The following is a 12,081-nucleotide window of genomic DNA, read 5'->3' on the forward strand; positions in this document are numbered from 1 at the left end:
TGCAACATTAATTTGGGGAACATCTACCACAAAAACGAGGACTAAATTTACATGATGGGCTACCTGTTAATGCATAAGACGTACAAAAAGGAAAGCTAGTAATTCCCTGGTTAGTTTTTCTTGGAGTAGAAACTTTATGCAAGAGTCTGGTAGGTTTAATTTTTGGATCGGTAATGATACTTAAAAGCCTGGGAAATGTCAGGCAAGCAATTGTACTAATTAAAGTCAGCAATGTAACATCTATGCGATCCATAGGTAATCACCTTTTCTCTTTTCATTAGCTTTGGTTGAGGGGACACCGCCGAATAAAATTAGGGGTATTCGCCCAATATTTAATTGCGGGGTTGTTCTGGTAATTGGTAATAGTCAATTGGTAATTGGAAAAATTAGAACAAGTTCTTACCAATTACCGATTACCCATTACCCATCACCGGGTGGCGTGCCATTTCATCCATCACTTTTAAAAAATCAGGTTTTCACGTCACCCAACCTTGATAATAGGTGTCTACTGTTTTTAGTTAGTCAAACAAATCATTTCAACCAACTAAAAACCAAAGTTGGTATTGCTTTTTGTTTATACTCTTTAATCATACTATAGATTTTTATATATATGTAAATCAAATCCTCAAAAATTTTTTAGACAAAATAAATAGTGTCTATTCAGATTGGGTATTTTATCCTGATTGCAGCATAAGCTGGAAAAATAAACTGTTGATTACTTAGGCTATAGTGTTATGTCAAAAACTTTTGTAGAAAATGCTTTTCTTGCTAATATCACTGCCCAAGAACGCGAAGCAATCAAGGATTCGGCAGATTATTCTGGCGTGGAGTCGCTACCAGAAATTTGGCCTTTAGCGGCACAAAGATTTGGTGATATTGTTGCCCTCCGCGATCCTCATGCTAAACCCGAGGTAGTATTAACTTATACTGAGCTATGCCAACAAATTCAACGATTTGCCGCTGGCTTACAGGCTTTGGGTGTACAAGCAGGCGATCGCATTTCCCTAATTGCTGACAACAGTCCGCGTTGGTTGATTGCTGATCAGGGAATTATGACTGCGGGGGCGGTGGATGCGGTGCGTAGTTCCCAAGCTGAAAAAGAAGAATTACTTTTCATTGTGGCTAACAGTGGCAGCACAGCGCTAGTAGTGGAAGATTTAAAAACACTCAATAAACTACGCGGTAGCTTGAATGATTTGCCGATTCAATTTGTGATTGTACTCAGCAACGAAGCATTACCGGAAGCGAAAACCCTCAAGCTGTATACATTCAGCCAGTTGATGGAAATGGGTGCTAAGCATTCCTTACAACCAGTCAAACGCAACCGTAATGATTTGGCTACTTTAATTTATACCTCAGGGACTACGGGTAAACCGAAGGGTGTGATGCTGACTCATCGCAATTTGATGCACCAAATCGTAGCTATCCCGGTTGTCGTGCAACCCCGTCCTGGAGATACAGTTTTGAGTATTCTCCCTACCTGGCACAGCTATGAACGTAGTTGTGAATATTTTCTACTTTCTCAAGGTTGTACTCAGGTTTATACCAACCTCCGCTCTATCAAACGAGATTTGAAAGAATATCAACCTCATTACATGGTAGCCGTACCACGCCTTTTAGAATCTATTTATGAAGGAGCGCAAAAACAGTTTCGTGAACAGCCAGCTTCTCGACAACGCTTGATTAACTTCTTTTTCGAGATAGGTGAGAAATATATTCAAGCGCGCCGGACTTTGACGGGTTTGAATTTACAAAATCTCAATCCGAGTATGGGCGATCGCTTAACAGCCAGTTTACAAGTTGCCGCTTTATCACCTCTGTATGCCTTGGGAGAAAAACTAGTTTACAGCAAAGTCAGGGAAGCAACTGGCGGTAGAGTCAAGCAGATGATTAGCGGCGGTGGTGCGCTGCCTAAGCATGTAGATGACTTTTTTGAAATTCTTGGTGTCGAGATTTTGGTGGGTTATGGCTTGACAGAAACTTCCCCTGTCACCCATGCACGGCGTTACTGGCGGAATTTACGCGGTGCAGCTGGGCAACCAATCCCGGGTACAGAAACTAAAATAGTTGATCCAGAGACTAAAAAAGAGCTACCAACAGGAGAACGGGGGTTAGTCTTGCTGCGGGGACCGCAAATTATGCAAGGTTATTACCAAAATCCCGAAGCCACAGCCAAAGCAATTGATTCAGAAGGTTGGTTTGATAGCGGTGATTTGGGTTGGGTAACACCACAAAATGACTTAATTCTGACCGGACGAGCAAAAGATACGATTGTATTAACGAATGGGGAAAATATCGAACCACAACCGATAGAGGATGCTTGTTTGCGATCGCCCTACATAGATCAGATTATGTTGGTTGGGCAAGATCGTAAATCTCTGGGTGCTTTAATTGTTCCGAATTTAGAAGCCTTAGAAAAATGGGCAACTTCTGGGAATCTCCAACTATGTATAGAGGATGAAAATGTTACTGCGGCTACCAGTCAAAAAATTAACCTGGAGAGTAAAATAATCCAGGATTTATTTCGGCAAGAACTGAATCGGGAAGTGCAAAATCGTCCTGGCTATCGACCAGATGACCGCATTGGCCCGTTCAAGCTGATTCTCGAGCCATTTTCGATTGAAAATGGCATGATGACTCAAACACTGAAAATCAAGCGGCATGTCGTGATGCAACACTATCACGATATTATTAACGGAATGTTTGCCTCATAAGTCCACTGCAAACTATCAACAAACGTGAATTCTTTTATGGATGTCTCCAAACCTCAACTGCTTTTAAAGCGTGTCGTCAACATTAAAGCCATTGTCACTCCCTTGTGGAAAGAGGAAGTGCAGCAGCAACTGCAAGCGCAAATCAATCAAATTGACCAGCAATTGCAACAGTTGGACATCCAAGGACAACGGGCGATCGCAGAAGTACAAAAACAAAATCTGCAACCGCCTGGTCCCCAAACCCTCCAACAAATTGAGAGTATTCAATACCAGGTCAATCAAAAGAAAAGCGAACTGCTAGAGCAAAAAAATCAAAGTCTGCAAAACCTCCAGCAAGTGCAGCTTTTAGAGTTAGACCAAGAAGTCAATCAATTTCAGATGGAAGGTTTTTTCCGCGTCGAACCAGGGGATAACTTAATTAGCAAAATGCAGGTCGAAGTTGTGCTGCGTGATGGTGTTGTAGAAGAAATTCGTGGCGATGTATAAACTCAATCTAAATTCAGTTAACAGTGATCAGCCAACAGTAAACAAACAAACCTGACAACTGGTAATTGATAACTGATAACTGTAAACTCCTCACACCACACTTAGTCTCTCCTTACTGCTTGCTCCTGTTTGTTGTTCGTTGAGAGTTCCTGCTGTCTTAATTGTAAGCATCTACTGGCAAATGACCTTGATCAAATTTTGCTGATCTTGGTTGGAAAAACATTTTTCTTGGGAACCAGCCCAAACAATTTGCCACAGAGGGGGTGAACTCGCCAGTAGCGATCGCCCAAAGCTTGTCAATTCAACTCGGTATTTGACGGCGTTAGGTACATTCTTTCCTTGGTTAGTTTGGATGATTGTGACTAACGCCTGATTGGGGTGTGGGTAATATACCTCTACCTTACGCGTTCCTTGCTCTATTAGATGAGAGTCAAAAGCATCAAGAGCCAAAGCAGCTGGATCGGTACCTTGGAGAACAGACTTAATACTGTCTAAAGGTACTGTTTTATAGTTAGCCCGTTCCGGATTGGTGACAATCTCTTGAGCCGAGGCTACCGCGGAAGAGTGCTGCTGTGATCTAGTGCTATTGGCAGTCAGAGCATATTGCTGGCGATTAGTTAAATATACTCCAGCAAGAGCAGTGGCAAAGATACTTAGTACCAGAATTACCAAAATTTTCAACTTTGCCGACATAAAAACTCAAAAAGCACTTTCAAACTGTTTATTTATCACTTTTGCATTGTAGATTGAGAGATTACTCAAGTTCCTCTTACTTTTGAGTAATTATTCTGATGTAAGCAACCATGATAAGAAATACAAATTAATAGACCACTGGGTAATAGAATAGTTCCTCGCGTCGGTCGTCAAGATACAATTCGATCTGGCATTAATTTTGTTAAAGTCTATAAATTTATCGATTCGCCAAACCCCCTTATGAGCATTTACGAAGTATTCATGCCTGCACTTAGTTCCACTATGACTGAAGGAAAAATTGTCTCCTGGGTAAAATCGCCCGGGGATAAAGTGGAAAAAGGCGAAACTGTGGTGGTTGTCGAGTCAGATAAGGCAGATATGGATGTGGAATCCTTTTATGAAGGATACCTTGCTCACATCATTGTGCAAGCTGGTGAAACTGCACCAGTGGGAGCTGCGATCGCCCTATTGGCAGAAACTGAAGCCGAAATTGAAACAGCCAAGTCTCAAGCCCAAGGCGCTGGTGCTGCAAAACAGGAAACTACTGCTACTGCTGCTCCCACAAAAACCGCAGACACAGCCACATCTACAAGACCTGCCTTGGCGACTCAAAATGGCTCGAACCACCGGTCTGGAAGGGTTGTAGCTTCACCCCGTGCCCGCAAATTAGCTAAAGAACTCAAAGTTGATTTGAGTAACATCTCTGGTAGTGGCCCTTACGGTCGTATTGTTGCCGAAGATGTGGAAGCAGCAATCGGCAAAACTAGCCAGCCACCCGTTAGTGCTGCCCCCATCACTCCACCACCTGTTGTGACTCCAGTTGCAACCGCACCGACAAAACCAGCACCAACTCCCACACCAGCAGTTACCGCAGTGCCCGGTCAAGTAGTGCCTTTGAATACCTTACAAAGTGCCGTGGCGCGGAATATGGTCGCTAGCTTATCAGTGCCTGTGATCCATGTAGGTTATACAATCACCACTGATGCTTTGGACAAATTATATAAACAAATTAAATCTAAGGGTGTGACCATGACCGCCCTACTAGCGAAAGCCGTAGCGGTGACACTGCAAAAACACCCACTGATTAATGCCAATTACTCAGATCAAGGTATTGTTTATCCTGCTAGCATCAATGTAGCTGTAGCCGTAGCGATGGATGATGGTGGATTGATTACACCAGTGTTGCAGAATGCTGATCAGATGGATATCTATTCTTTATCTCGTACTTGGAAGTCTTTAGTAGAAAGGGCAAGAGTTAAAAAGCTGCAACCAGAAGAATACAGCACCGGCACATTTACATTGTCTAACTTAGGGATGTTTGGCGTCGATAGATTTGATGCAATTTTACCACCCGGACAAGGTTCAATATTAGCGATCGGTGCATCCCGCCCCCAAGTCGTTGCTACCACCGATGGTATGTTTGGCATCAAGCAACAAATGCAGGTAAACATGACCAGCGACCACCGGATTATCTATGGCGCTCATGCTGCGGCGTTCTTGCAAGATTTAGCGAAGTTGATTGAGACTGATCCGCAATCTTTGACTATGTAGAGAAAATGGCAGTGTAAATACTGTATGTCTTGTTCGATTGAAGACTTCTATTAACCGCATGTGTTGGTAATAGGTAATTGGAATATTACCTAACTAGTTACGATCGCAGCGGGAATACAAAGTAATCATCCGAACTTGATACTAATAGTAAAACTTAGACTAGGGGCTTTGAGTGATTTGTGAGAATCGCAAAGCTCAGATCCCCGACTTCTTTGAGAAATCGGGGATCTTGTCTCTCACAAAATTGAAATCTTAATAAATAACAAAATCGGGATACATTTGCTCGTAGAAGTACTAGGGTGGGTAGGTGTAGTGAACTAAAATTTTGAAGGAGACGAAAATGGGACAAGCCAAACTAGGTGATACTGTGAAAGTTCACTATACAGGTAAGCTAGATGATGGCACAGTATTTGACACTTCTGTTGAGCGAGAACCTTTGCAGTTTTCGATTGGTGAAGGATTAGTTATTCCCGGCTTTGAACAAGCTGTAGTTGGTATGACTCCAGGAGAATCCAAAAGGACAAATATTCCAGCAGATGAAGCCTACGGTCCTTATCGCCCAGAATTAGTCATGGTAGTTGACAAAGAACGCATCCCCACAGACGTATCTGTAGAGGTGGGTCAAATGTTACAAATTTCTCAGAGTAATGGTCAAGCCATACCCGTAGTTGTTACAGAGGTTTCAGACTCTCAAATCACTCTCGATGCTAACCACCCCCTAGCAGGACAAGAACTGATATTTGATATCCAGTTAGTCCAGATTAACTAATGAGAAGCGATCGCTTGCCAAACTCGTTCGGGTAGCATTGGTAATTGGCGCAACCTTACACCCGTAGCATGAGCAACAGCATTAGCGATCGCAGCTGCTGTACAGTTAGTAGTAATTTCTCCCACCCCCTTCGCACCAAAAGGCCCGTAGGGGTCGGCTTTTTCAATTAAAAATATTTCCATAGGTGGCACATCAGCAGCAGTGGGAATGCGATAATCCCGTAGCGTTGGATTCACAATCCTACCTTCTTGATCAAACAGCAACTCTTCCATCAACGCATAACCAATTCCCATCGCAATCCCACCCGTCGCCTGTCCCTCACAAATTCTAGGATTAATTGCCCTACCCAAATCAATCGCCTGCACACACCTCAAAACCTCAATCTTCCCCGTCTCCACATCCACCTCCACCTCCACACCCTGCACAGCAAAAGTTAAAGTCGATTCATCCGCCGCATAACTCACCTCTACACTCCTTTCCTCTCTGCGCCCTCCGTGCCTCTGCGGTTCATTCTTTAACCTCTGGGCAGCCAACTTCACAGCTTGCCCAGAAATATACACCGTCGCCGACGCATAAGAACCAGCATCAAAAGGCGTCTGTTTTGTATCCCCAGAAATAATATTAATCTCACTCACACCCACACCCAACACCTGTGCCGCAATTTGTCGCAGCGTCGTATCCGAACCAGTCCCCACATCCACTGCACCTGTTCTTAACTCATACTTGCCATCAGCTAACAGCGATAACTTCACACTCGCAACGTGGATTTTGGATAAACCACTACCTTTGCTACAAACGTGCCATCTTTTTTGACTCCACTTTTAATGCGAATTGTCATCGCGTGGCGACTATTCGTAGCAGTAAATTCTTCTTTTCTGGTAAATTCCCATTGTACAGGTTTGCCTGTGAGGAGAGTGGCAAAAGCGCAAATATCTTCTGATAAAATCTCTTGTTTGTTACCAAATCCACCACCGATTTGGGCTTTATAAACGCGGATTTTATCTAGCGGTAAATTGAAGATTTGGGAAAGCAAACGTTGGCAATGAAACGGTACTTGAGTACTAGAACGAACAACTAATGTTCCATCTGTTTCTAACCAAGTAATTGTGGTATGGGGTTCTAAATGTACATGTTGTACTGCTGGCAAATTATAGGTATTTTCTAAGATTAAATCTGCTTCGGCAAAACCTTGTTCAACATCACCAGATTCCAGAAATATTTGTCCAGCAATATTGCGATCGCGATCAGGAATTTGTGAGGATTCTGGTTCATCATGAATGACAATATCGCCATTCATGGCTGATATCGGGTCGATGAGGTGGGGTAAAATTTCGTAATCTACTTCTATCAAATCACAAGCTTGTTCAGCTATAGCTACCGACTCTGCAACCACAACAGCAACGCGATCGCCTACAAACCGTACTTTATGGTCTAATAAATAATGATCGAGAGGATCGGGGACTGGTTCGGCGTGTCCAGCAGTGGTGTAGGGTATCCTGGGAACATCTGCATGGGTGAAAACAGCAACGACACTAGAGAGTGCTTTAGCTGCGGCGGTATTAATCTTGCGAATGTAGGCGTGAGGATGAGGCGATCGCAATACTTTCAGATGGAGTAAGCCAGGTGGTACAAAATCTGCTGTATAGGATGCTTTGCCAGTGACAATTGCTGTACCGTCTTGTTTGGGAATATTTTTTCCAATCGTAACCGATGAATCTGCAACAATATCACATCTGTGTGTATCTGTGTGCATCTGTGGTCGAGATTGATTAATACTTTCAATAATCGCCTGATACCCAGTACAACGACAAAGATTACCCTTTAGCATTAAACGCAATTCTTCTGATGATGCAACAGGTAACTTCGCTGCACTCATTATCATACCCGGAGTGCAGAAACCACATTGAAAGCCTTGCCCTTGCAAAAATGCTTGTTGGATTGGCGCAAGTTTGCCATTTGCTGACAAACCTTCTATGGTTGTGACTGATTGATTGGCTATTCGCATCGCTGGGTAAATGCAACTATGAATTGGTGTATCATTTACCCAAACTGTACAAGCACCACAATCACCACTATCGCAAACTCGATGCACACTAAACAAACCAAGTTGTCGTAATAGAGTTAAAAGGCTAGTTCCGGGATGACAAGTAACTGTAAATTTTTGGTTGTTAATTTGGAAGGTTAATGATTGTTGCATGTTTGATGTTGCATAGGAATTGTGGTTGGTGAAAAGATTATTTTTGAATGTCGACCACCGATGCACACAGATGGACACAGATGGGTTATGGGTGTGTATTTATTAGTTTTAGTTGATGAAGCGATCGCTTGATTAAAATTTGTGTGATTTCACGGCGATAAGTTGCGCTGGCTTTGGGGCTATTGATAAATTCTATTTTCTGTAAGGATGGCGAATAGTCTATATTTATATGATTACAATCCAATAACTTCGGTGCAGGTACACTTGCACCAATTACACATTTGAATTGTAAATTTTCAGGATTGTAAGCACTGACGACAATTGCTAAAGCTGGATCAGTTGCTGCAATACCAAAACGCTGGTAATTCACTCGCCATTTTAAATTTTTCACTGGAATCAAAACTCGTCTCAAGACTTCTGATGGTTGCAAAATTGTCTGACGAGAACCTATTTGAAAATCTTCTGCGGCTACTAAACGTGACTCTCCTTGTAAGTTCCAAATCTCATATTTTGCACCCAATGCGATCATGATTGGCGCGAGGGATCCGACAGATAAAGCTAGGCATAAGTTGCCTCCTACTGTCGCCATATTAATAACTTTTAATGATGCGGCTAGGGTAGAAACAGCACTTTTTAATCCTGCAACAGCAGTCCATTCTAGTTGCCAAGGATACTGTAATAATTTTATGAGTGGACAAGTCGCACCTATGACTAAATTATCTTCTTGAACTTCAATTTCTGACCAATCCAAAGATTGCATATCCACCAACACCCGCAATTGCGGTTGTGGTTCCGAAAATAGCCATGTTCCACCCGCTAACCAAGCCCAATCTTTACCCCAATTATTGATAGTTTGTATCTCATTGGGACGTAAATAAGTTTCAATATTTGGCAAATCCATTGTTAGTTAATTTTAACGCAGAGTATCGCATAGGAAAGCGCACCAGGTAGCAGATTAATATTTATTTGCTACCTGGTGCATTTTGAAAACATTAAACATCTAATTGAATTTCACAACCTAATCTTTGTGGTAGAGAAATTTTATAAACATCGCCTTGATTCATTTCACCTGGTTCTTGCATTTGACTCAATGCTGTGACAACTTCATCAGAGTTGGCGGTGAGAATGACAAGGGGTTTGTCACAAGCAATAGGGAAATCATGCCAAGTACCTAAGTGTAGCAAAAGCGCATGTCCAGGAGGAAATTTTAGGGCTTTGACTTGAGTTAAATCTGGTAAATTTTTGTCTTGATTATGGTTAGGTGGTGACATTACCATGATAAAAGGTGCTTGTCCTAAACCAATAAACAATTGCGTCATGTGCATGTGACGTTCTAGCCAGAGAATGGCAGGATAACCTGGCATTATTTTCGCGGTTCTAAAAGTTGCTGTGCCGCGATAGGTAAAGTCAATATTTTCGCCTTCAATGACTCTACCTTGATAAAAAGGAATTCCTAAACCTGGTTTACTGACATCATCTCCTAAAAGATGTCCGTAGGGTTTGATATTTTCTGAATTGGCATCGATGACAGGGATTTTTAAAGTTTGAGTTTGTGAAGATGTCATGAGTATTGTTGGCTATAGTCGGGTTTTATTTTTTTACGAACACAGATGCACACAGATAAACACCGATGGACACTGATAGTTTAATATTTATGAATATTAGCTTGTTGATTTGTATTTTCATTCATTAAGTTATAAATTTCTTCGCCTGTTGTTAACCAGGTATTAGGTGTATTTTTTATATGTGTTAAGCACTGTTTCAAATACTTTAATCGCAATGGTTGACCAACGATAAATGGATGCAAGCCAATGGCCATGACTCGCCCTTGTGTTTCTCCTTCTTGCCAAAGTTGATCAAATTGATCTTCTATGGCTTGGGCAAATTCTACACCAGAAAAGCGGTTACTCAAACATAAAGTTATATCGTTGGCTTCGATGGTGTAAGGAATTGCTAGCAAGCGACCGTTGGGTAATGGATACCAATAGGGTTGGTCATCATTTACCCAGTCGGCTGTGTAAAGAATTCCGGCTGAATACAATAATTCAAAGGTTGATTCTGTGATAGAAAATCCCGGCGTTAACCATCCTTTTGGACTTTTACCTGTGGCTTGTTCTAGTAAGGTTAAAGTTCGATCAATTATCTCTATTTCTGTATCTCTATCCATCCCACTATGACCAGTGGAATTATTAATACCATGCGCCATTACTTCCCAGCCATATTTCTGTATAGCTGCGATAATTTCGGGATAAAGTGTACAAATTTCGCCGTTAACTGCCGCCGTCACAGGAATTTCTAATTCAGCGAATAAATCAAATAACCGCCAAATACCGACACGATTACCATAATCTCGCCAACCATAGTTAGCAATTTCTGGATAGCTATTTAAATGGGGTTGAATTGCTGTTCCTAGCTTACCAAAGGTGAAATGTTCGACATTCATTACTACCCATACAGCAACTCTCGCTTGATGAGGTAATGTGAAAACTGGACGTTGGGTAATTGGTTGAAAAGATGGAGGCTGCATAAAAATTAGTAAGAAAAAATCAATCTCTGTTCATCTGTGTTCATCTGTGTTCATCTGTGTTCGCTTTTAGAAAACATAATTTTTGTCACCACAACAATCCACATCAAACACAAATTTCATAATTTATAATTCATAACTCATAATTTCTGCAATGTTTTTCCCAGTGATGCTGGTGCTACTAATTGGATACGGGTGGTATCCCGTGATATGATCGTCAGCACTAAGATAGTTGCGAGGTAAGGCAAAGAAGATAAAAGATAAGGAGAAATACCTACTCCTAGTCCTTGCAAAATTAATTGGATGGCGCTGACTCCACCAAATAAATAAGCACCTAGCAAGATTCGCATTGGTTTCCAAGTTGCAAACACAACTAAAGCGATCGCAATCCACCCCCGCCCGGCAGTCATATTTTCTGCCCAAAAAGGTGTATACACTAGGGAAAGATAGGCCCCTGCTAACCCTGCCATCGCCCCACCAAATAGAACTGCTAAATAACGTACTCTATTTATAGGTAAACCCAAAGCATAGGCTGCTGTGGTTGATTCACCTACACTCCGCAATATCAGCCCTGAGCGCGTTTTTTGCAAAAACCAAGCGACTAAAAATACTAAAATAACTGAAAGATATACTAAGATATCTTGCTGAAAAAAAGCTTTCCCAATCACGGGTATGGATTCTAAAATAGGAATGCTTAGAGGTTGCAATCCAGTAATTGTTTGACCAACATAATCTGCACCTATAAAAGCACTGAGTCCAGAACCAAAGATGCTAAGGGCTAAACCTGTTGCTACTTGATTGGCACTTATAGTAATTGTTAGCACTGCATGAATGAAAGCGATCGCTATGCCTGCAACTAGGGCGACCAAGAACCCCAAATAGATATTATCTGTAACTGAAGCGACAATAAAACCACTAGCAGCCCCAATCAGCATCATTCCCTCTACACCAAGATTTAAAACACCCGATTTTTCTGCCACTAATTCACCCAATGCGGCCAAAATCAAAGGTGTAGCTGCGCGTAAAGTATCGTTGAGAATGTTGGTAAAAATCATTTGTTGGTTGTTGATTGTTGGTTGTTGATTGTTGGTTGTTGATTGTTGTACCAGACGTGCCATGGCACGTCTCTACAGTAGTTAGTGGTTAA

At 41.9% G+C, this 12,081-nt stretch carries 11 protein-coding genes; 4 read left to right on the plus strand and 7 right to left on the minus strand.

Translation table 11 applies throughout. The features are described from left to right. Positions 1–734 precede the first annotated feature (734 nt). Both UYI_RS0124520 and UYI_RS0124525 read left to right on the plus strand, forming a co-directional pair. Entirely contained in the window at positions 735–2,714 is a 1,980-nt protein-coding gene (locus tag UYI_RS0124520) for an AMP-dependent synthetase/ligase (protein WP_016869319.1), read from the plus strand. A gap of 36 nt (positions 2,715–2,750) precedes the next feature. Further along, positions 2,751–3,200: a YlqD family protein gene (locus tag UYI_RS0124525; RefSeq protein ID WP_016869321.1), complete on the plus strand. Its 450-nt coding sequence runs from the start codon at positions 2,751–2,753 to the stop codon at positions 3,198–3,200. Positions 3,201–3,371: 171 nt separating this feature from the next. Here the strand turns inward: UYI_RS0124525 and UYI_RS0124530 are convergent, their stop codons facing one another. Then, positions 3,372–3,893 carry a hypothetical protein gene (locus tag UYI_RS0124530; protein ID WP_016869322.1) on the minus strand — a complete coding sequence of 174 codons (522 nt, stop codon included), beginning with the start codon at positions 3,891–3,893 and terminating at the stop codon, positions 3,372–3,374. 240 nt (positions 3,894–4,133) lie between these two features. On the opposite strand from UYI_RS0124530, the gene UYI_RS0124535 reads away from it, so the two are divergent. Beyond that, the gene (locus UYI_RS0124535) at positions 4,134–5,444 is read left to right on the plus strand and encodes a dihydrolipoamide acetyltransferase family protein (RefSeq protein WP_071588876.1); all 1,311 of its coding nucleotides are present in this window, start codon (positions 4,134–4,136) and stop codon (positions 5,442–5,444) included. Positions 5,445–5,784: 340 nt separating this feature from the next. Next, positions 5,785–6,213 carry an FKBP-type peptidyl-prolyl cis-trans isomerase gene (locus UYI_RS0124540; protein WP_016869325.1) on the plus strand — a complete coding sequence of 143 codons (429 nt, stop codon included), beginning with the start codon at positions 5,785–5,787 and terminating at the stop codon, positions 6,211–6,213. Here UYI_RS0124540 and UYI_RS39275 read toward each other — a convergent pair. From UYI_RS39275 to UYI_RS0124565, 6 genes are all read right to left on the minus strand, one after another. Next, positions 6,210–6,965 carry a xanthine dehydrogenase family protein molybdopterin-binding subunit gene (locus UYI_RS39275; protein WP_016869326.1) on the minus strand — a complete coding sequence of 252 codons (756 nt, stop codon included), beginning with the start codon at positions 6,963–6,965 and terminating at the stop codon, positions 6,210–6,212. The two genes, UYI_RS0124540 and UYI_RS39275, sit on opposite strands and share 4 nt — an antisense overlap. Continuing rightward, positions 6,962–8,410 (minus strand): molybdopterin-dependent oxidoreductase, encoded by a 1,449-nt coding sequence (locus UYI_RS33345; protein WP_016869327.1) that lies wholly within the window; start codon positions 8,408–8,410, stop codon positions 6,962–6,964. Before UYI_RS33345 ends, UYI_RS39275 begins: the two co-directional genes overlap by 4 nt. Before the next feature lie 85 nt (positions 8,411–8,495). Beyond that, complete coding sequence (locus tag UYI_RS0124550) at positions 8,496–9,311, minus strand: FAD binding domain-containing protein (RefSeq protein ID WP_016869328.1); 816 nt, start codon at positions 9,309–9,311, stop codon at positions 8,496–8,498. A 91-nt stretch (positions 9,312–9,402) separates the two neighbouring features. Continuing rightward, positions 9,403–9,975, minus strand: coding sequence for an ureidoglycolate lyase (locus UYI_RS0124555; RefSeq protein WP_016869329.1), 573 nt, complete (start codon positions 9,973–9,975; stop codon positions 9,403–9,405). Between the two features lie 80 nt (positions 9,976–10,055). Beyond that, positions 10,056–10,937, minus strand: coding sequence for a polysaccharide deacetylase family protein (locus UYI_RS0124560; protein WP_016869330.1), 882 nt, complete (start codon positions 10,935–10,937; stop codon positions 10,056–10,058). A 137-nt stretch (positions 10,938–11,074) separates the two neighbouring features. Then, complete coding sequence (locus UYI_RS0124565; RefSeq protein ID WP_016869331.1) at positions 11,075–12,052, minus strand: ABC transporter permease; 978 nt, start codon at positions 12,050–12,052, stop codon at positions 11,075–11,077. Positions 12,053–12,081 lie beyond the last annotated feature (29 nt).

The sequence above is a fragment of the Fischerella muscicola PCC 7414 genome, from assembly GCF_000317205.1.
GTDB classification, from domain to species: Bacteria; Cyanobacteriota; Cyanobacteriia; order Cyanobacteriales; family Nostocaceae; genus Fischerella; species Fischerella muscicola.